Annotated in this window: 18 protein-coding genes and 2 tRNA genes; all 20 read right to left on the bottom strand. The window is 44.2% G+C overall.

Annotated features, from left to right (window positions below; translation table 11 throughout):
* The gene (locus PHF32_05835) at positions 1-2,610 is read right to left on the bottom strand and encodes a pitrilysin family protein (GenBank protein ID MDD4560238.1); all 2,610 of its coding nucleotides are present in this window, start codon (positions 2,608-2,610) and stop codon (positions 1-3) included.
* Positions 2,607-3,383: a GTP cyclohydrolase FolE2 gene (gene folE2, locus PHF32_05830; GenBank protein ID MDD4560237.1), complete on the bottom strand. Its 777-nt coding sequence runs from the start codon at positions 3,381-3,383 to the stop codon at positions 2,607-2,609. Before folE2 ends, PHF32_05835 begins: the two co-directional genes overlap by 4 nt.
* A complete protein-coding gene (locus tag PHF32_05825; protein ID MDD4560236.1) occupies positions 3,380-4,381 on the bottom strand; it encodes an FAD:protein FMN transferase in 1,002 nt (333 codons plus the stop codon). Before PHF32_05825 ends, folE2 begins: the two co-directional genes overlap by 4 nt.
* Before the next feature lie 3 nt (positions 4,382-4,384).
* Positions 4,385-5,167 (bottom strand): hypothetical protein, encoded by a 783-nt coding sequence (locus PHF32_05820; protein MDD4560235.1) that lies wholly within the window; start codon positions 5,165-5,167, stop codon positions 4,385-4,387.
* Between the two features lie 9 nt (positions 5,168-5,176).
* Positions 5,177-7,426: a vitamin B12-dependent ribonucleotide reductase gene (locus PHF32_05815; protein MDD4560234.1), complete on the bottom strand. Its 2,250-nt coding sequence runs from the start codon at positions 7,424-7,426 to the stop codon at positions 5,177-5,179.
* Positions 7,427-7,437: 11 nt separating this feature from the next.
* Positions 7,438-8,271 carry a 3-keto-5-aminohexanoate cleavage protein gene (locus PHF32_05810; GenBank protein MDD4560233.1) on the bottom strand — a complete coding sequence of 278 codons (834 nt, stop codon included), beginning with the start codon at positions 8,269-8,271 and terminating at the stop codon, positions 7,438-7,440.
* 28 nt (positions 8,272-8,299) lie between these two features.
* Positions 8,300-9,103, bottom strand: coding sequence for a glutamate racemase (murI, locus tag PHF32_05805; GenBank protein ID MDD4560232.1), 804 nt, complete (start codon positions 9,101-9,103; stop codon positions 8,300-8,302).
* Entirely contained in the window at positions 9,103-11,172 is a 2,070-nt protein-coding gene (locus tag PHF32_05800) for a VacB/RNase II family 3'-5' exoribonuclease (protein MDD4560231.1), read from the bottom strand. Before PHF32_05800 ends, murI begins: the two co-directional genes overlap by 1 nt.
* A 234-nt stretch (positions 11,173-11,406) precedes the next feature.
* Positions 11,407-11,844 carry a hypothetical protein gene (locus PHF32_05795; protein MDD4560230.1) on the bottom strand — a complete coding sequence of 146 codons (438 nt, stop codon included), beginning with the start codon at positions 11,842-11,844 and terminating at the stop codon, positions 11,407-11,409.
* Positions 11,834-12,709, bottom strand: coding sequence for a YicC family protein (locus PHF32_05790; GenBank protein MDD4560229.1), 876 nt, complete (start codon positions 12,707-12,709; stop codon positions 11,834-11,836). The genes PHF32_05795 and PHF32_05790 overlap by 11 nt, the downstream gene beginning before the upstream one ends.
* 102 nt (positions 12,710-12,811) lie before the next feature.
* Positions 12,812-14,092 carry a tRNA (N6-isopentenyl adenosine(37)-C2)-methylthiotransferase MiaB gene (gene miaB, locus PHF32_05785; protein ID MDD4560228.1) on the bottom strand — a complete coding sequence of 427 codons (1,281 nt, stop codon included), beginning with the start codon at positions 14,090-14,092 and terminating at the stop codon, positions 12,812-12,814.
* A gap of 2 nt (positions 14,093-14,094) precedes the next feature.
* Positions 14,095-14,856, bottom strand: a complete 762-nt coding sequence (gene aroF / locus PHF32_05780; GenBank protein ID MDD4560227.1) for a 3-deoxy-7-phosphoheptulonate synthase — start codon at positions 14,854-14,856, stop codon at positions 14,095-14,097.
* On the bottom strand, positions 14,844-16,775 hold the full coding sequence (locus PHF32_05775) for a glycosyltransferase (GenBank protein MDD4560226.1): 1,932 nt from the start codon (positions 16,773-16,775) through the stop codon (positions 14,844-14,846). Before PHF32_05775 ends, aroF begins: the two co-directional genes overlap by 13 nt.
* Positions 16,776-16,782: 7 nt before the next feature.
* The gene (locus PHF32_05770; protein MDD4560225.1) at positions 16,783-17,142 is read right to left on the bottom strand and encodes a NusG domain II-containing protein; all 360 of its coding nucleotides are present in this window, start codon (positions 17,140-17,142) and stop codon (positions 16,783-16,785) included.
* On the bottom strand, positions 17,132-18,133 hold the full coding sequence (gene amrS, locus PHF32_05765; protein MDD4560224.1) for an AmmeMemoRadiSam system radical SAM enzyme: 1,002 nt from the start codon (positions 18,131-18,133) through the stop codon (positions 17,132-17,134). Before amrS ends, PHF32_05770 begins: the two co-directional genes overlap by 11 nt.
* Complete coding sequence (locus PHF32_05760; GenBank protein MDD4560223.1) at positions 18,121-19,347, bottom strand: glycosyltransferase N-terminal domain-containing protein; 1,227 nt, start codon at positions 19,345-19,347, stop codon at positions 18,121-18,123. Before PHF32_05760 ends, amrS begins: the two co-directional genes overlap by 13 nt.
* A 52-nt stretch (positions 19,348-19,399) precedes the next feature.
* Positions 19,400-19,477, bottom strand: a tRNA-Asp gene (locus PHF32_05755).
* Between the two features lie 234 nt (positions 19,478-19,711).
* The gene (locus PHF32_05750) at positions 19,712-19,840 is read right to left on the bottom strand and encodes a hypothetical protein (protein MDD4560222.1); all 129 of its coding nucleotides are present in this window, start codon (positions 19,838-19,840) and stop codon (positions 19,712-19,714) included.
* Between the two features lie 116 nt (positions 19,841-19,956).
* Positions 19,957-20,032: transfer RNA gene (locus PHF32_05745), tRNA-Gly, on the bottom strand.
* Positions 20,033-20,482: 450 nt separating this feature from the next.
* On the bottom strand, positions 20,483-22,098 hold a 1,616-nt coding region (locus PHF32_05740), incomplete at its 5' end, for a FlgD immunoglobulin-like domain containing protein (GenBank protein ID MDD4560221.1).

The raw sequence follows: 22,098 nt of genomic DNA, 5'->3' as shown, positions 1-22,098 counted from the left end.
TTATACCAAAACATGAATTTGTCGATTTTGAGGGATCAGATAGCTTTTGGCCAGTTGATGCAATTCTTCCAGAGTGCAAGACCTGATGCGTTCTTCCCGCTGCAGATAGTAATCCAAATCATAGCCTAGAGATAGTAGATTTGCTATTCCGGAGGCTTTAAAAGATATGCTTTCATTGTCCATGCGTGAAATTGCAACTAAATAGTTTTTTGCACTTTCCAGTTCCTGTGCCCTGATGCCGTCTTTTACCACATCATTAAGTATCTCCAGAAGTGCGTCCAGACACAATTTATGTTGCTGTGAATCGCAAAAAGCGTAGGCATACCAGAAGCCCAAATCATTGATGGAAGAGAAATCGAAGCCGGTTTGATAGGCTAAGCCCATTTTCTCGCGAAGTATATCATATAGCCTGGAAGAAAGATCTCCACCAAGTATATGAGCCAGGATGTGGAAGGCAGAGTTTTCCTTGATCCTCTTTGCTGGGCAGGCAAAGCCCCCCACATGAATAATCGCTTGATCCAAATGCTTGTAGCTTATACTTTTCCGAAACATCCCCGGATTGAAACAGAGTCTATGCTGCGGGATGGACAAGGTGGGAATTCCCTCTGAGAAACGCTCCGTAACCATATCAAGTACTACCGAGGGCTGTAGTGACCCCACTATGCAGAGGGCAAAATCCTGTCCTAATTGCCAGCAATGATGCCAGGCTTCACAGTCATCAAGGCTTATCTGCCGGATATCCTGTATATCGCCTGTGGAACTATAAAGATTGTTGTGAACACCAAAAAGCTTCCTGAACCATGCTTTGTAGGCTACACTAACAGGATAGTCACGTTCTCGGCGCACGCTATCGATAGCGGCGTTTTTCAACATCTGCAAATAGGATTTATCGAATTTGGGCTGCTGGATAATCTCACTGAGCAATTCCAGGACAATTTCAAGATCGGATTCATGACATTTACCGCGATACAATGTACTGTCCAAATGATGTAGTACCCGGATGTTGAAGCCGTGCTCCCTGGACAAGCGCATTATCTCATCATGACTGCGGAATTGGGTGCCATATAGCATCAAAGCAGTGCTAAAATAGTTCAATCCCGGTTTTGTTTCGTTGAGTTGCGATAGGGGAGAAGACAGGGCAAATCCACATATATCTCTACCGGGCTGATAATTGTATATCAGCTTCAGTCCATTGCTAAGTACATAGCTGTGATATTGGGGGAGGCCAGATTGCATCTGTTCTGCGCTGGCAGATTGACAAGTACCAGATGGTAGTGCGTTTGAAGAGGACAAAGGAGAAAGAGGAGGTAGAGCCTGCCTTGAGAATGCCTCACAAAGCTGCTCAATCTCGTCCGAGGTACTGTTTTTGTTCTGGATGAAAACTGCTAATCGAGAGTAGTCCCAATGTTTCCGTACAGCATGAATCAGGATGTCGTTGTTCAGGCTTTCTATGTAGGCCCCAAAATTGCTGATGCGGGCAAGATCACCATTAAACTCTTCAGCGGCAATCAGATTGGCCAGGTTTTCCACTCCATCGAAGCTGTAAAGCCAATTGTGAATAATATCTTTCTGGACTAACCTGAAGTCTTCGTTGGGTACTCCTTCAATCAGGATGTCTTGTAAAGCATTATAGAAATGCCGGATAATGCTTGCTTTGTTATTTCGACCGTTAGGTGAGAACAAGATAACACTGATTCCCGGGAATAAACCACTAAGCGAGCTTACCTTCACCGAAGAGCAGATCTTTTCCCGTTCTACCAATTCTTTATGCAGCCGGGAAGCTTTCCCGATGGCCAAATACCTTATTGCAATGTGTAATGCCTCGCTATCAGGATGGCTCTCGTTCAATTCCGGTAGTGCAATAGCAATCATATCTTGCTCATTTTTTGTCCTCCGGAAGATTCTGAATGTATCTGGCAAGATCGATACAGGTTCGTGTCTTTTCTCGGAGCTCATTCTCCAACAATCAAAATACTGGTGAAATAGCAGTTTCAACTCGGCGTCATCATAATCACCGGTAACAACCAGGAAGGCGTTTTGGGGACGATAGTGACGTTTGTAAAAGGCCATCAGTTTGGAGTGGGAAGCTTTGTTTAGAGATGTTCTGTTTCCTAGAACAGGGTATTTCAATGGACTCTGATCGAAGTAGTTGGACTGAATGTAGTCCACAAAACTCATCTCTGGCTCGGCTTCATACTGGTGGATTTCTTCCAGAATTATGCTGCGTTCCATGCGGACGTCAGAAGCACTGAAATCTGCATGAATAGCCATCTCGGACAGTATCTTCAAACCTGTTTCCAGGTGTTCAGAAGGGAGTGTGAGGTAGTAGCAAGTAGTATCAAAATCCGTATATGCGTTCAATACAGCACCGATATCTGCAGCAATGCTGCTGAGACTGTTATTGGGATACTGGGGAGTGGATTTGAATAGTAGATGCTCCAAATAGTGGGCATATCCGCGTTCATCTTTACTCTCGTGAACGCTGCCCACTCTGATGTACAACTGCATGCATAAGAGTTGATTATTCTTAATCGGAGCAGAAAGTAAGCGCAGCTTGTTTGGCGCGGTATAGATATTGAGCGCTATATTTGGGATAGTGTTGATCTTCATTTATGAGGTCTTGATATCATCGCATAAGCGTTGTGAAGATGTATGGATTCGGCATTCTCGGATTCTACGTAGAAACCGGAAATTCTGGAGTCACTCTGCAGTCTGATAGTGATCTCGCGTACGATGTCCTCCACGAATTTGGGATTTGCATAAGCTTTTTCAGTAACATACTTTTCATCGACACGCTTAAGCAAGGAGTATATCTCACAGGAAGCGGTCTCCTCAGCTAATTCTATCAACTCTTCCAACCACACAAATTCCTTGTATGTTACCTTGATGGTAATCATGCTCCGCTGATTGTGCGCTCCTGATTCGGATATCTCTTTGGAGCATGGGCATAGCGATGTAACCGGTACTATTACTCCGATCAGCAATTCAAATTCATCTTTTAGTGAAGCACTGAATACGCAGTCGTATGCCAACAACGAAGCAATCTTGGATACTGGAGCTTTCTTGGCGATAAAATAGGGGAAAGTGATATCGATGTAAGCGGCTTGTGCCTTCAATGAACTCTTCAGTTCCCTAAGAAACGGTTCCAGATTCCCTAACAAAGCCTCTTTGTGATAGTGGTGCAGAATATCGATAAACCTGCTCATATGCGTACCGCGCAGATGATGGGGTAAATCCACGTAAATATTCAAATCTGCTACCGTGTGTTGCTCGCCATTTGAGCGATCTTCTACCACAATCGGATAGCGCAAGCCTTTTACGCCCACTTTATCGATGGATATCTTTCTGGTATCGGTTTGGCTTTGAATATCTGGTATTGTCATATCTTTTCGCTGAATTCCAGGTCGCGTATGTCTTCACTCTTTAGCGAGACTATTGTATCGTCCTGTTCGTAATAAATGACGCAGTTTAAGCCTTCTGTATTGCTAACAAAGTCAAGGGCTTTGCCCGGTTCCATCGTAAACAAGGCTGTGGATAGACCATCGGCAAAAGCTGTGTTTTTAGCGATAACGGTTACTGAAAAAATCTTCTCCACGGGCATTCCGGTCTTGGCATTCAGGATATGGTGATAGCGTTTACCGTTATTCTCGAAGAATTGTTGATAATCTCCGCTGGTACCTACGCTGAGATCATTGATGCGAAAGTTGGCAATGCTGCTATCTGCATTACGAGGATGCTGAATGTAAACCAGAGGTGCAATCTTGAAGCCATAAAAGCACATGGAACTGCGGCTATTGATGAAACCACGGTAGAGATGGCGCTGCTTCATGCTCGCTATGGCTTTGTCCAGGATGTATCCTTTCGCAATCCCTCCGAAAGTGAGCTTCATACCAGAAGGTTTGTAGAGAGTATCTTTACTATACCTTATCCGGGAAAAGTCAACTTTCTTTAACTCTTCCTGGATCAACAGAGAATCCGGAACTTGTGGGTTTTCCGTGTTAAAGTGCCAAAGGTCCCACACAGGTTTAATGCTGGGATCGAAGTTGCCCTGGCTAATGTGCCATAAACTGTCTGATAAAACCAGGAGATTGTATATGTCTTCATCTATGGCAAACTCTTCTTCGGTGCTGTCATTGATTTTTGATATCATGCTATGGGGGTCGTATTCGTTTAACTTCTTTCCCAAATCCGTGATTAGAGAGAATACTGCTTCAATTTCATTGCCCACATTCTTGGATTTTGAGGTGGCAGATATCTCTACAATCGTATCCAGAATGTACTTGCTGCGTGTTTCTGTATATTCTCGAGTGATAAACTTGTATGCTCCGTATGAGATTACTGCTAAAAGGATTATTAGTGATACTATCTCTTTTCTGTTCATCGATTACATCCTGGATTCAAAAAGCTCAAACTGCTCCAACTTAATCGTATAGTCTCGGATTGCAAACCAGCTAAGCGGTAAACTGAAAAGCAAGGGAAATATCGCTAAACCGAAAGCCAGCAAATTCAGGATTCCAAGTACCAAGACCAACAAATAGATATTCCACCGCACATCATGAAGATGCCGGTAACTCAATGATATCGCCCTAAATGGATTGATCCCGAGACGTTCCATAATCACTGGAGCTGGAGCAACAATGGCTACCCAATAGTTAACTAACACTATCCAGACTAAACGCAGTATGGGATCGCTGGCAAAACCCGGGAACCCAAAGCAAATAAGGTATATCAATACAAAGAAAAGTGCGTTTAACAAACTGAACACAAAGTATCTGGGATAATGCCTAAGATTGGTGATAAGAGAACTAAGCTTCAGCTCATAGTGTTCATTCTCGCTGATTCTGCTGAAAGGAAGCAGTAGAAAAGGCATAAATGCACTAAATAGAACGCTTTTTATGGCTAGATTCAAGAGAAACTGCCCCGTTCCTTCTATATGAACATAATTATGAAAAACCCAGATCAGTACAGCTATGGGTATTGCTCCCAGAATAATGGTGAAACCTGTGGCAGGCACCATTTCCGAATATTTCGCTTTCAAAGCCTGGCGACTGTGTTTCATAATACTCATGGAGGATAGTTCCGTCTTTAGCACCGGGCTTTGAGTACCGCAAGCTACACACCAGATATCATGCTCGGCTAAGCGGGCATTACACTTCTTACAACGCATTGAAACTCCTTAACATTTTGACCATCCGCAAGATGGACATTTGAGACAACCTTCCAAATGTTCTATGGAGGAACCGCAATCCGGGCAGAGAGCGACTCGGGTATTTGGTATGTCCTCTTGAAGAAGAATGCCTGGATCGGATATAACGTGGATAGCTTTCAGTTCATTATTGGCATTTATCGATAGGAAGTTTTCCAGGGCTTGACCTACCGCATCTCCGCAGGATGTAATCATCTTGCCCTTATGCCACATGGGAGATTGACAGCGTATTCCCTTCAGTTGTCTGATAATAGCCTCTATGCGAATACTGGATCTAAGAGCAAGCGATGATAGCCGTGCTATGGCTTCCAGCTGGGCGGAAGCACAACCGCCCACTTTGCCCATTTGTACAAATACCTCACATGCTCCATGCGAATCTGTGTTGATAGTTACATACATGTGTCCGCAACCTGTTTCCAAGCGTTGGGTGATACCGTGAGTAACTTCAGGACGCTGTCTGGGAACGACCTTCTTTTCGCTTTTGTCGCCTTCGGATACGGATGATCCTACCGATAGTACTTGATTGTCTCGACTACCGTCGCGGTAAACTGTAACACCCTTACATCCCAGTTTGTAAGCCAGTTGATAAGCGTTTCTGATATCCTCTATGCTGGCACTATTGGCAAAATTGATCGTCTTGCTAACAGCATTATCGGTGAACTTCTGGAAGGCAGCCTGCATACGAATATGCCATTCAGGTTTGATGTCGTGAGCGGTCTGGAATACTTCCTTCAATTCCTCTGGAATATCCTGCATATGGGATATTGAGCCGCTTTGACTAAGCTCTTCCAAAAGTTCCTGAGTAAGCAGTCCCCATTCTTCTAAAGCAGCTTCAAGCCATTTGTTTACATACAGAAGCTTCTCGTTATCCATTACACTCTTTACGTAAACCAAAGAGAATTGGGGCTCAATACCGCTTGATGTATCTGCAATCATACTTATCGTACCGGTGGGAGCGATAGTGGTATGTGTGGCGTTTCGCATCCCGTTCTTTTTGATTGTTTCAATCAGCTCCGCCCATTTCTTGCCTTCCCTGCGAAGCTCTCCCGTAGCATATATGCTCTGGGAAAAATTCGGGAAACTGCCCAATTCCATAGCTAGTTCCATACTCCGTTGTTTGGCTTCGTAATCGATGAACTCCATCACTTTACTTGCCAGCCCTACCGCTTCGGTGCTGCTGTAGGGTAGCTTGAGTTGATATAGAGCATCAGCCCAGCCCATGATGCCCAGGCCTATCTTGCGATTTCCTTTCACCATTTCCTCTATGGACTGTAGGGGAAATTTGGACGCATCTATCACGGCATCAAGAAAATCTATGCTATCGCGGGTTACCTTGCGCAGACGCTCCCAATCCAGCGTATCATCCACTACCATTCCAGCCAGATTAATGGAGCCGAGATTGCATGCTTCATTAGGTAATAAAGGCTGCTCTCCGCAAGGGTTGGTAGATTCAATCACTCCGATGGCAGGAGTAGGATTGGCTTCATTAATCCTATCCAGAAAGATTATGCCAGGTTCACCGTTTTTGTGTGCCATTTCCACTATCAGGTCAAACACTTGTGCGGCAGGCAACTTTCCGACTGCTTTCCTTGTATGAGGAGAGATCAATTCGTATTCAGTGTTTTCTGCTACAGCTTTCATGAAGGTTTCGGTCAGACCTACGCTGATATTGAAGTTGGTAAGCTCGTTGGGATCACGCTTGCATGTAATAAAATCCAGTATCTGGGGATGATCTACACTGAGTATGCCCATGTTTGCTCCACGTCTGGTTCCGCCTTGCTTAACGGCATCGGTAGCAGCATTGAATACTTTCATAAAAGATATGGGTCCGCTGGATACACCATTGGTGGAACGTACCTTGGCATTGGCTTCACGCAGTCTGCTGAAGGAGAATCCGGTTCCCCCACCGCTTTTGTGAATCAGAGCAGCATTCTTCACTGTCTCGAAGATGCTGTCCATGCTATCTTCGATAGGCAACACAAAACAAGCCGATAATTGCTGTATGTCTCCGCCAGCATTCATCAAGGTAGGGGAGTTCGGTAGGAAGTCTCCACTATCCAAAAGGTCGTAAAAACGGTTTTTTTTGTCCTGGTCACCGGCAGATATGTTTGAGCTTACTCTATCAATCAGGGCTTGCCAATCTTCCAGGCATTCCCCATTCTCATCCTTTCGAAAATAGCGTTTTTGCAAGACAATGAGAGCATTATCACTTAGATGCATTGTCACCCCTTCTACTTTGAAGGTAAAGCCAGGATTTCCCGAGCTTGTTCGGGGCTGGCAATTGGACGACCAATCTCACTTGCGATGCGGGCAAGTCTGGCAACCAACTGTGCATTTGAATCCGCCACTACGCCTTTATGGTAGAAAATGTTGTCTTCAAAACCGCAACGAATGTGTCCACCAGTAACCATGGCGACCATTGAGGTAGGAATATGCCATCTACCTATTCCAGCTACTGCCCAGGTTGCGCTTGGTATCTCTTCCGCTAAATGTTCAACCATATATAGCAAATTCTTTGGTTTACCGCTCATTCCACCGGGAACACCCAGAACAAATTGGATATGCAGAGGCTCCTGAGTTATGATACCCTTTTTTAGCAGTTTTGCCACGACATCTATCATACCAGATTCATATACTTCTACTTCTGGTACTACGTGATACTCCTTAAAGGACTCTGCAAGGCGAATAATGTCTTTGGGATGGTTTAAAAAGATCTCGTCTCCAAAATTCAGGGTTCCGGCATTCAATGTGCCCATATCCGGCTTCAAAGCCAAGGGCGCTAGTCTCTTCTCAAAAGCTTCGCCGACAGCCCCTCCGGTACTGATCTGGATTATCACCTCAGGTACAGCCTGTCGAATCGCTGATATCGAATCCTCAAATCTGGCCAGTCTCTGAGTGGGAGATCCATCGTCTTCACGCACATGCAAGTGAATTACTCTGGCTCCTGCATCAAAACATGCTTTTGCTTCCCTGGCTTGTTCCTCCGGAGTGATGGGTAAATTAGGCTGATCTTTACGGGTGGTTTCTGCTCCGGTAATTGCTGCGGTCAAAATAATAGGTTTCATGTGTCCCTCTATACTCTTTTATTTTATTTCAGTCGATGAACCAGCTCTCAAAGAGCCGGACGCGTTTCAAATTGCGCATGGGATTGTTCAGAATTCTGCTTGCTATAGTAGCAAACTTGTCCTCATTGTCACTCACATAGAAGCTATCTTTTCCAGCATTACCGTCATGTTCAAATGGTAATAAACTCTTTAGGTGCATGGTAATAGCATCTGCACTATCAACCAGTTTCACATTATCGCCCATGTAATCCTGTATAATATGAGATAATAAGGGATAGTGTGTACAGCCCAGAACAAGAGTATCGATGCCCTTCTCCAGCATGGATAAAAGGTACTCCTCTACAACTTGCCGAGCGATAGGATGATCCTGCCAGCCTTCTTCCACTATTGGCACAAAGAGAGGGCAGGCTTTTGAGAATATATTAGCTTCAGGGTTATGAATATGGATCGCTTTGCTATAAGCTTCACTACGCACCGTACCCTCAGTACCGATAACTCCGATATTCAAGTTTCTGGTGGTACGAACAGCAACTTCACTTCCAGGTTCGATCACGCCAATTATCGGTATGTGCGTGAGTTTGCGCAAATGTGGGATAGCGACTGAGGAGGATGTATTGCAAGCTACAATCAGGATTTTGATGCCTTGCTGAAGCAGGAATCTAGCGTTTTGAACCGAGTATTCTATAATTGTATTTGGAGACTTTGGTCCATAAGGAACTCGTGCTGTATCACCAAAATACACCAAGTCTTCTTCCGGGAAAGCATCACGAATAGCCTTGTATACTGTAAGGCCTCCAACGCCTGAATCGAATATCCCGATTGGTTTCTTCATTATCTTCTTTTCCTGCCTTGTCGTCTGTGTTTATTCTCACCATTTTTTCGATCCGATTTGGCGTCAACCATAATTCTGTGTTTGCTGTTTACTTGTTTTATTTCCATGCGTTTGATCCGGTGATAATGTGTATGGCAATCAGGTTCTCCCGTTAATTCCAGATATACATCATCGCTCACTTCCATGATGCGCACTTTCACGCTGTCCAAAAGTTCAAAAGATTCGGAATTTGAGGGATTCACAAAGCGCATCTCACGATCCCGATACTCCCATTTCCCTTTTCCAAATTGAGTTATCTGCAACATTGCCGTTACGGGAATCTCGTTGAGACGAATCAAAGCGCCGGAGCTGTTTGCGGAAATCATCATACCGGTAAACAACTCTCCCACTTTATCTCGCATGTAGGTAGCGCTATATACTTTCTCTATATCCCTTTCTGCTGCATCAGCTTGTAACTCCTGCTCAGATGCTACATTTGCCCAGCGTATGATCTGGTCTTTGCTGATTTTGCTATTGGAGCTTCGGATCACGTGTATCTTGCATAGATGGTGTACGGCCAGATCACAGAGACGGCGAATAGGACTGGTAAAATGCGTGTAGTTTTCCAATGCCAAACCGAAGTGACGGATGTGTAATGGCGAGTATTTGGCCTTTTTCATGCTACGGAGGATAATGCGGTCAAACACTTTATGATAGTCTTTATTTGGTAGAGATGACAGCAAGTTTTGAACACTCTTGTTCAGGTTTTCCTTTTCCAGGTAAGCTATGCCATAGAAGTCCAATACCTCCCTCAATCGCTCAATCTTCATAGTGTCTGGATCTTCGTGAATGCGATAGATGGAAGCAGGTGCTTTCTTTGACAACTGAGTAGCGGTGTACTCATTTGCCACCAACATAAAGTTCTCTATTAATTTATGACTTTCGGTTTCCTCCGCTATGCCCAAATGGTGGACAAAACCTTCTTCATCATACAGGTATTCAATTTCAGGCAAATCGAAGAATATATATCCATTGTCCAGTCTGATCTTACTGAGGGCAGCAGAGAGCTTGCGACTGTCGTCCAGAGCTTTCTTCAAGGTGGGGGAGAACTGGCTGGCTTTCCCTTCGAAATAAGCATCTACTTCTTCATATACTAACCGCACATTGGAGCGGATTACAGCTTCATACATGCTTTGTTTCAGCACATTTCCTTGCTTGTCAAATTCGGTTTGAACTGTCATTACCAGCTTATCTTCATCCGGACGCAAACTGCATATCTGGTTTGATAAGCGCTCCGGGATCATTGGAATCACCTTCTTGGGGAAATAGAAGCTATTACCTCTTACTGACGCCTCAGCGAATGTTTTAGTGTCCGTGCCCACATAATGAGCTACATCAGCAATATGAACCCACAGTATCCAACCCTGCTTGCTCTCCTCTATCGATATTGCATCATCAAAGTCCTTAGCTGATGCAGGATCGATGGTGAAAGTATAGATATCACGCAAGTCCTTCCGTTTTATAATTTCGTGCTCATCCGGCTCCAAAGGCAGGTTCTGAACCTCTTCCAACACCTCATCCGGAAAACTTAGCGGTAATTGGTATTGGCGGATTACAGCCAGGAGCTCGACCTGAGGATCTCCGGATTGCCCCAACACCTCTGTGATCTTGCCGCCGGGCATCTTTCCGCTAAGGTGATCTCCCCAATTTGTAACGGTAAGAATCACTTTCTGTCCGGGTACAGCTCCCCCTAGCTCATTTACTTCAAACCAGCTATGAATTTTGGGGTTTGACGCTACAAATATCCATTTGTTCTTTGCTTTGGAGATTCCTCCGGGGATCTGCTCGTTTGCCCGCTTCACTATGCGGCGTACCACTCCGTGTTCTCCCCGGTTTCTGCGACTTTGCGGCTCTATCAAGACGACATCATTGTGATACGCATTTAGGGTGTCTTCACTATCAACGAAATAGTCCTTCGCCGCCGTTCTTACAAAGGCGAAGGAGCGGTCTCTGGCCAGTGATGTGGCATCAAATATACCTTCAATCAGCTTGGCACTCCGTGAGGTATGATCGTTAGACTGTTCTTTCATGATCGGCTTTTGAAGCGATGATTTGCATTCGTAACTTAGCTTATAGCGTTTTCTTTCTTTGATTAGTTTGCCATCAAGCATGAGATTGGACAGGGTCTGACTCACCTGGGCTTTTGTCTTCTTCGATGCACCTAATTTTGCACATATCTCACTGTAGGTATGGCCGTTAGAACACGCACTCAAGAGTATGTCTAATATTATAGTTTCTATATCGTTGTTATTCAATTTATTCCTTCAATATCTTTTGCCGATTTTTTGCTCCAAGAAATCAAGCAGTTCCGGCACCTCAGCTTGAGATTTGGAAAAGCGCAGAGATTGTCCTCTAAAGGGATCCAATCTGCGAGGCATTTTAAATGTAGATAACATTACTCCTCGTTTATCCTTGTAAAAGCATCCAAAGTCACTCCATGACCTCTTTATTTTGAAGAATATGTAACGTACCTGGATCTCATCTTCATAGAGGAAGTACTCCGTAATGATGAAATAGGGAATCAGATTTCCATAAACCAAGGCTAAACCTAGAAAATAGAACAAGGGCATTTGCCAATTAAGCACCGTCAAACGGTAGAGAAACATAGTTAAAAAAGCCAGAAAAAGGAGAAGTAGGGTAGAGCTGAGAGGACGCTCAGCAAATGGCCAGGATTTCCAGCTTAGTTTCGGTTCAGGATACATTCTGGACAATCTCCCGGCATTTTTCTATCTCTTCTTTGATGATCAACACATCTTTGAATGTATTGCTATTAGAGAATTTAGAGCCCAAAGTATTGGCTTCACGCTGCATTTCCTGAAGGATGAAGTTCAGGGTCTTGCCAATTTCCTGCTCTAGTTTCACAGTCTCCCTGAAAGTATTAATATGAGATTTCAAGCGTGTAATCTCCTCTTGTATATCGTATTTATCTATGTACAGGGCAAGTTCTTGTATTAATCTTTGTTCAGTGTTTTCTATCTGATACTCACCCATAATCTCTTTAATTCGTTTGTTCATGTTATCAAAGATTTCTTGCTTGTATGGTTTAACTGCTTGTTCTACATCATTTATTGCAGTACTAATGTCATCCATGGAGTTCGATAATACCTTCTGTATGTCTTTGGCCTCATTAATCATGGATCTACAAATATCATTCAATGCTTCTCTCAGAGTACAGAGCAGAATCTCGTGAAGCTCTTTGTCTTCGGATAATTGATTGCCATTCTCGATTACTCCGGGTTCATTGAGAAGAAACTCCAGAGAAACATCTTTCTGTAGATGAAGGGAAGTTTGTGCCTGTTTAATGATATCGTAGTACTTTCTCAGTTTTGGCTCATTTAAACGTAGTTTAGGCTCTCGATAGTCATTTATGTTTACCCTGATCTCAATCGAGCCACGAGAGAGGTATTTCGAGCTCTCTTTTCGAAGCTCAAATTCAAAGAAGCTCAGTTCACGGGGCAGGTAGCTCTTTATATCCAGGTATCTGCCGTTAACGCTTTTGATTTCGATATCACATTCAATATTGTGCATGCTCTGATGGCTTTTCCCGAATCCGGTCATACTTTTCATATAATCTCCACTATATATATCTGCGGGGGATAACTATCTGGGTTTTATAGCAGATACGTTTCACAGGTAAGTTTACATAACATCTCTTATGTATAAACTGGGCTACTGGCATATTAACGTGCCCGCTGTGGCGTCTATCACCCTGGCACTTACCAAAGTTCCGATCATCGATTCGTCTCCGCCCAATACTGCAATTTTAAAATCGCTGGTCTTTCCGGAAACCTGTTCTTTATTTTTTTTACTGAAGTCTTCCACATAGACTTCTACGGTTCTACCAATCTGAGCGCGAAACTTCTTGAGAGTAATCTCCCGTTGTAGATCGATCATTCTCTGCAAACGTTCCAGTCGAATGGCTTCAGGAACCTGATCCTTGTGTGTAGCGGCTTCGGTGCCTTCGCGGGGACTATATTTGAAGCAGAAGGCATAATCGTACTCGATCTCACGCATAGCCCTTAGAGTATCTTCAAACTGTTCTTCAGTTTCTCCGGGGAATCCGGCAATGATGTCTGTAGTAATGCCAATATCGGGCATAGCCTGTTTAAGCACTTGTATCCTACTAAAATAATGAGGATAGCTATATGATCTGTTCATCTTCTGTAAAATCTCGCTGTTTCCGCTCTGTAAGGGTAAATGAATGTGATGGCATATCTTAGAATTGTTCTTCATTTCTTCAACCAGTTCATCTGAAAGGTCTTTGGGATGTGAAGTAATGAACCTCAAGCGATACATCTGAGGTACATCCTCAGTTATCCTTCTCAACATGCTGGGGAAACTGAGATCACGCCAGTGGTAGGAATTAACGTTTTGTCCCAAGAGAGTTATATCCATCATTCCTTGTGATACAGCGCTTTGGACGTCTTTCAGAATATCATCGTAAGGTCTGCTTCGTTCTCTGCCACGCACATAAGGCACTATGCAATAGGAGCAGAAATTGTTGCATCCCCGCATGATGGTTACATAGGCACAGCGGGAATCTTGATGATGCGGCAGCATTTCCTCATAGATCTCTTGAGAATTCAAATCCAGTGCCGAACCTGTTTCTTGCGCCAATATATGCGGTAGATACTTATATTGATCCACTCCCACTGCGCAATCTATACCCAGATCTTCCGACAGAAGCCTCTGCCCTATTCGTTGAGCCATACAGCCCAATACTACTATTTTGAAGCCAGGTTTCTCCCTCTTACGATGTCTTTCGTTTGATATCCTACCCAAAACTCGCTGTTCGGCATGATCTCTCACGGAGCATGTATTGAAGAGTAAAATATCTGTATCATCGATATCTTTGGCGGGTTGATACCCGGACTCACGTAGAATGGAGTAGATTAGCTCGCTATCCGATACATTCATCTGACAGCCATATGTTTCTATATAAAACTTCATATTTATATCCTATTAAGATGCTGACGCAAATCTACAACAGCATTAATTATACTCCTCAGAGTTTCTGGTTCTATTGTCTGATCCGCATCGCAGATACTTTCGCAAGGATTTACACAGCATTCGATCATCAGACCATCTGCACCCCCGGCAATTGACGCCATAGCCAGAGACGGAACCAGAGCACGATTACCTGCTGCGTGCGATGGATCTATTATCACAGGTATTCCACATTTTTGCTGCATTACTTTGATTGCAGATAAGTCCAAGGTATAGCGTGTTTCCGTTTCGAAAGTGCGTATTCCTCTTTCGCAGAGGATGACCTGCTCATTACCATTTTCGATGATATATTCGGCTGCGGCCATCCATTCATCATAGGTTGCGGCCATCCCTCTTTTAAGGATAACCGGTTTATCGATTTTGCCCAAGAGTTCTAATAGTGGGTAGTTTTGCATATTTCTGGTTCCTACCACCAAGACATCTATATTTTTGGCCATAAAGTCCACTTTATCTATCTGAGTGCATTCCGATACGGTTTTCAAACCCAACTCCTGTCCTACTCTTGCCAAATGCAGAATTCCGCTATCTCCCAGACCCCTGAAACTATGCACGGATGTACGCAGCTTGTAAGCACCGCCGCGCAGATATTTGATTCCCATTTCTTTTAGAATCTTTGCGCTTTGATACAAGCTGTCATAATCTTCTATTGAACATGGACCGGCGATAATCCCAAAGTTGCCGTGTCCAAAGCTGTTTATTTCATCCACTTTGCGTATCCTACTGATATTCCATCGTTGCATACCACAAAATATGAACTACGATATCTGTCCAGCACAAGCTGAATGACACGTGCCGCAATGCCCATTGAAACAATCTCACGAGGGCTATGAGCCATACTTTGATACTCCATTACTTTATCCTGAAAAATGTCTGTAATTAGCCTTGAAAGCTCATTATACTCCAGCTTTTCTCCATTTGACCCTAGACTGTCCTTTATACCAGCCTTCCTGATGTAGCGAAAGAGCATTGTAGCAGTAAGTCCCACTACAATCAGCTGGATATTTTCATACAATGGTAATCGGTTTAGCTCTTTCAAGACTACCTGTTCTACTGATACACCTTTATTTTCGTTCAAATACAGATTGATCAGGCCAAATGGCATTGATTCTCCGCAGTATTTCCCGTTTGGGCTTCCCCACACGATTTCCGTACTTACTCCTCCAATGTCCAGTATGATATTCACTGTATTGTGAAGCATTAGAGGTTGTGCCGCCAGCCAAGCGTACTTCATCTCAGTTTTGGCATTTATTACTTTGCCTTTAAAAGACCAGCGGACGTGAATTTCATCCAACAATTCACCGGAGTTTTGTGCCATTCTGCTGATGCCTGTAGCTATCAACTTCTTTTCCGAAGCAATGGCAGAATCGATTTTCAGTATGCTGCTCATTGCTTGCAGAGCTTGTGTTATACTTTCTTCCGACAATCTCCCGTCCCTGAAGTCGAGTCCCAGGCCAGTGGTGCACCAATAACGATGAATCACTTTATCTTTGCTCTTGTTGTAAAGGATGTAGTTCATATTGTTCGATCCCAAGTCGCACACGCTCACGATCCTATCTTGAGGGTATTTTACTTTCACAAACTCATTGATTATCTTTCCAGCCAAAACCCCATTCGCCTTATTTTTCTTGAAGTCTCCCTGACGTACTTCGGTAAAAAGTTTTCTGATCTCCCCCACTTCCTCGGGAAAGCAATCCACTCTTTTTGCTCCCGGATAATCCTTAACACCGGTTATCAATACCCGTTCTTCAGGGTAGTTTCTCCGAGGTATGTAGATCATAGATTTTCCCATGCTCAATACTTCTGCAAATGTGCTGTATCCGGGTTTGCAGATCACAATATCGGAATGCTGCATCAAGCTGATAAAATCGTCATCTTGTTCTACATGAAGGAGATTGGATGCCTTATACCCTCTATATGGGCTTATTACAACACCGTCCCACGCTTTACAGATGGCTTCAATAGGTATCTCGATCGCTCCCTCTCCACCAAACATCAATAACAAAATCTGTGTGCCTTCCTTTATGCCATATTTATCATAAGGACTTACGTACTCACTTTTTGTCCTGGCTACCAAACCTCCATCAATGGGATTCTTGAAACCGGGAACACTATATGGTGCCCCCAAATCCAAGAGAAAGCTTCTATTCATCCGTCTGTATAGAGAATGGATTACAGAGAGAATGGGAATAATATCTTCATCATTCCCAAAGAGTTCTTGATAGATAAAGTACCAGTCGAAGTTGCTGACACCGAAAATCGGTACCTCTGTATATAAGCATGCTTCCACGATTAGGAAAGGAACATCACTTACTACCAGATCAACACCCTGCTCGCGAAGGAAAAGTATCTCAGCAGCTACCAATTCCTCCCGCTGCGAAAACAATTCCATCAAAGCTGCTTTGGTCTTTTCCAGGTCTGTGACAAGGTTCTCTTTATGAACTACTCCCCTATCGAGTTTGCTTTCACGGTATTCCCAATGCCCATCCGGCAAATCCTGAAAGAGAAAGGCAGGACGATCGCTACAGATGTAAACATAGCAGCCATATTCAATAAAGCTTTGTGCCAGTGCAGCTATTCTGGAGGCATGACCAAAGCCGTGATTGGAAGCGTACAATGCAATTTTCATCATTCTCCTAATACAGGATCAACTTGCGATCCTCTTCCCTACTTTTGAACTCCAACACCACATGATTAGGCAGGCAGATAATCGGCATATTATTGTTGAATCCCTGTTTCACACAGCGTTTGTCCGGGCAGTCACTGTGGGAAATCCTGGCTTTGCCATCAGCGATTTGAATCCTTACGTGATCATCGACAACGATATCCTGCGGAGTATCCAGTTGATAGACTCCAAATAGCTGTGAGTCTTTATAAATATACAGGCTATTTTTCTCTCTACCATAGGATCGGTAAGTAAGAAAAGCTATCATCAGAATAATAACAACCAGGATCAGGTCGCTGATGCTAAGGCTGCGCAAATATTTACGCTTCATATACTCCATAGATGGCATGATTACACTGGGGACACTTCCCGTCCCGCAATACCGAACTTTTCGTGTTCATGAATCCCCTGTAGATCAACGTGGTTTTACATTCCGGGCATAGAGTATGGGCATAGTCTTCCACGGCTATATTTCCTCCATACACATAATGCAGCCGTTTTCTCGCTATATTTACTGCTCTGCCGATGTCATCCATGCTTGTGGGTGGATTATCTGCCAGATAGTCCGGATGGTATGCGGAGATATGCAAGGGCAGATCGGGACTGATATCATTCACAAATTCGCTGATCTCTTCAATCTCTTTATCGCTGTCGTTCAAACCGGGTATCATTAAAAAGGTCAGTTCCAAATGAACACCAGCGTTCCATGCCTGTCGTATGGTTTTTAACACAGGATTCAGCTCTCCCCCGCATTGTTCCTTGTAAAAGCCGGAGTGGATAGATTTGAGGTCTATGTTCATAGCTTTTACCCACGGCAACAATTCTTCTAGAGGTGTGCTGTTGATATAGCCATTCGTTATCATTACCACATCCACATCCGGATACTTTTTGCTAAAATCCAGGATGTATTCGTACCAGGTTATCGGTTCTGTATACGTGAAAGCTACTTGCTTGTATCTGCTTTCTTTTAGGATAGTGTTATATAAGTCGTCTATCCCGATTGTTACAGTATTGCTCTGTAATTGGGATATGCTGTAGTTCTGACAAAAGCGGCAAGTGAGATTGCAGGAGTTTGGACCCAAAGAGAGAATTCTGGAACCGGGATGAAAGTGATACAGTGGCTTTTTTTCGATGGGATCGATGCTCAAGCCTATGCTTTTATCATAGTTTACAGCATACAGCTTTCCCTCGATATTCTCCCTGCTGCGGCATCTTCCGCTCTCACAGGGATGAATAACACAGTACGCTGGGCACAATTCGCATTGTAATGCCCCGCTTTTCAGCTTTTTATAATACATTGCCTCGCGTTTCATCTCATCCATCTCTCTATTCCTTCCATGTGATTCTGAAGCGCATCCGCATTTTCCGTCAAGACTATTTTTGCCCTCTCACCCATTTCCTGCCTTTGTTTGGCGTCTTGCAGCAAGCTAACCAGGTCTTTCTCCAGCTTGGCTTTGTTCGATACGATTATTGCATTGTTACTCAGCAGTTTCTCTACTGATGCTTTGCATGAATGATGGTATTCACCTATGATGATGGCTTTGGCATAAAAGGCTGGCTCCAGGGGATTATGCCCCCCATAATCGTAGAAAGAACCTCCCACAATGGCAATATCGGAGATAGTATAAGCTCCTGCCAATTGCCCCAGAGTATCTATCAGAACAATATCTACAGACTCTGAAGCCATGTCCGATAACCTACGATATACTGTATTGCGCAGTAACTTCTCCACTTCATCACAGCGTTTGGGATGACGGGGCGCCAGGACAAGGCGCAGAGTAGGATACTTTTCTTTCAGTTTCGCATAAATGTCCAGTATAAGAGCTTCTTCCCCAGGACGCGAGCTGCCCCACACCAGAACAAGGTCATCCGCATCAAATCCAAATTCTTGTTTTTTGCTTATGGGATCGAAGAGGGGCAGAGTGAGGCAATATTTCAGGTTACCCGCATTGATGGATGATACATCCAGTAAAGAATGAAAGCGATCCCGGTCGGCATCACTTTGCGCTAGTACCAATTTGACACTGCGGGCAATATATCTGATTAAAGCTTGAATCCTGCCGTATGCGATAGCACTTTTCTTGCTCATTCTGGCATTTATAAATAGCACCGGAATTCTTCTATACGCAGCCCGATCCAGGAGCATTGGCCAAATCTCGGTCTCTACCACCAGAATCAAAGCTGGAGAGAGCGCATCCAGTTGTTTATCTCTCAAAGACGCTATATCCAAAGGTGCAAGGCTTGCATCAAGATTCCTAAAGCTGCGTTTTACCAGCTCCAGCCCCGTGACTGTTACCGTGCTAATATGTAAGGGATAGCCTTTGTTGATCAATTCTCGTAGTAAAGGGATTACCGCATTCACTTCACCTACCGATGCACAATGTATCAAAATTGGACGATCCGATCGGGACTTCGGCGGATACAAAGCTCCACGATAACGGTAAAGAGGAAGTATCAGCCAAAGCAGCGGGCGGCTGATAACGAATAGTAGCTCCGTAAGAAGCCTGTAGCAGCTAACAAGAACGCGGTTTATCATAATTATTCCCACTCAATGTAAAAAAGGACGCCATTACAGGCGTCCCAATTTATGGCGGGAGCGACGAGACTCGAACTCGCGGCCTTCTGCGTGACAGGCAGACGTTCTAACCAAACTGAACTACGCCCCCAGCGTTGTTCTGTATGTGAATGTTCACGCAAAAAACCTTGGAGCCCTTTTTTTGTCAAGCACATTTTTGCTTTGTGCTTGATTACAAACAGTTCCGGGTGGCGAATTCTCTATGTCTCTATTACTTAGAAAACTGAGCAAGAGTTCACTGAGCTTTATAAGAGGGGCTCCGCTTCGCTATGCACCCTCGCTATAATCTTTCGCTCTCCGGGCTTTTCCTGATATTGGCAGTGCACTACACTTCCGTGTAGGCTCGATAATCTTTCATGGGATCAGCCCAAAACACCAAAGCAAGAAGTCCCACATTCTTTAATATGATTTCTGCGTCAATCCGTTCAATCAGCGTCATCAGCGTGCTATTCATCCGTCATGTATCAAGCAATACCGAAGCTGATAAAAGACGTCGTTATCTAGATCGGTATTAACTAATATTGAGAGCTAGTATTGGGAAGGTAATTTGTAGAAGTTGAAAGGAAAAGCTGGAGCGGGCAACGGGGTTCGAACCCGCGACCCTCAGCTTGGGAAGCTGATGCTCTACCAACTGAGCTATGCCCGCTCGCTGAGCTAGATTTGCAACAGGCCCTTTTATGTCAAGAATTTTCGGGATGCTCCATATCTTACTAAATTCCCGGAGATGCCCACACGGAAATCTGCAAGATGTACTGATGAAATTGACTTATCGTTAGCAAGTGACACTGGGTTGGATGCTAGTTTGTCCAGCACAGCGATGATCCTTTGGTAAAATTATCGGAAATATCTCAACCCTTCTATCAAATTTTCATGTCATGATCATCCCAAAGCTATCTTATGCCGTACTTGGGAGGTCTTTGAGAGGTCTTCTACACTAGCGGGAAAGGATAGTATTCAGGATGGCTATATGGTATATAATATTAGAAATTGGACTATTCGAATCTTCATTGAACCACCCTGGGAAACGCACAGCGTTCTCGTAGGGCACAAAAAACCCCGGAGAGTATCCGGGGTCTGTATTAGTTTGTTGTTAAGGTTATTTCATCAGAACGGCTTTCTTGTGGAAGCTGTCACGTCCGGCTTGCATACGGATAAAGTACACACCGGTGGTAACGGTTCTACCATTGTAATCCGTGCCATCCCACACCAGCCTGTAATTGCCCGCAGCTTTCTGGCCAACGTTGAACTGGCGCACCAGCTGACCGCGGCTGTTGTAGATACTGAACTTCACATCCTGCTCTTCGGAAAGGGCATAGCTGATGTTTGTGCTGGGATTGAAGGGATTCGGATACACGTTCTTGAACTCAGTAACTTGCGGAATAACGGGTACTTCCGGTTCCTGATATTCATATACTACAGAGATGGGATCGCTGAAAGCTTCACTACCGTCGATATCCACTACCTGCAACCAATAGTAATAGGTTCCCGGCTCATAGATGGATTCATCGGTGAAGCTATAGCTTTGCTGTTGTGAAGAATTGGAGGCAGTGATTAAACTGCTGATTTGCTCAGCTGCTTCAAGGTTCTTCTCGGTATTGCGCAGGATGTAATATCCACTAACACCGGTTTCAGATTGTGTAACCCAACTGATAACGGCATGGTTATTGGAATCCAGGATTGCGGTGAAGGAGGAAAGCTCCACCGGCAGACTGGGATCACTACCAGAGCCATAGGCCCAACCAAGGTCGCCAGGAGCTTTGCTGCTGAGGTCAACTTCTACATCACAATAATCAAGGGGACCTGCAACAGCTGTCCATTGTCCTTCCCACAGGTACACAAACCATTGAGAGGCTGTGAGAGCAGGGTTAAAGTCGAAACGAAGGTTAACGGATCCGGTACCAACCAGATTGATGATACCGCTACCGGAGACGGTGAAGTTATCCGCGTTTGGAACAGCTGGCAAGTCTCCTGCTACGATTGTCGCACCCACAAATCCGTCGCCAGTGGCTGTAACATCGGTGAAAGTGTCAACAGGGTAAGGATCATCGGGTACGATCTCACTAATAATAACATCATCAATACCTAGGTCACACATTCCATTTCCATAATTGCTTATTCCTCTAAAGCGTAGATAGACAATTGAAGAAGCATATGCCTCTAGACTAATGGTATTTTGGAACCATGCTCCTGTATTACTAGCATTTGAATGAGTGTATAGAGTAGTCCAAGTAGCTTGATTATCATTCGAAATGTCTACAAACAAAGGTTCTTCAACTGTGGCTGATCCTATCCAATATTGATATGATAACCGTTTGGTCGTAGCATCCAGAGCTACCGGAGGAGTAATCATGCTGTAGGGATTGTATGTAGTACTTGCCAAATAGCAGTAAAGGTACGCAAACGACGTTCCACTGGCTGGAGCAGAGGCACCATGAGAGGAATCAGAAGTTGTCGCTTTCCAATGCTGTGACGCACCGGAAGTACCCTCTGTGGCAACCCAGTTTAAGGGTAATGTTCCAGCGCTAACCTCAAAACCTTCAGTCCATGGGAAGCTTGAGATTGTGGGATCAAATCCCGTTCCAGCAAGGTTGACTGTAGTTACATTACGGCTAAGGTTATCCGTGATGGTTATCAAACCTGTATGGTCGCCTAAGACTGTAGGTGAGTAAGTTACTGTGAAGGAATAGCTCTGACCGGTAGTTAGATTAACCG

It is taken from the genome of Candidatus Cloacimonadota bacterium (assembly GCA_028706475.1).
Taxonomy (GTDB): Bacteria; Cloacimonadota; Cloacimonadia; order Cloacimonadales; family Cloacimonadaceae; genus UBA5456.
The sequence above is the reverse complement of the archived record's forward strand: the minus strand, read 5'-3'. Positions and strand labels throughout refer to the sequence as shown.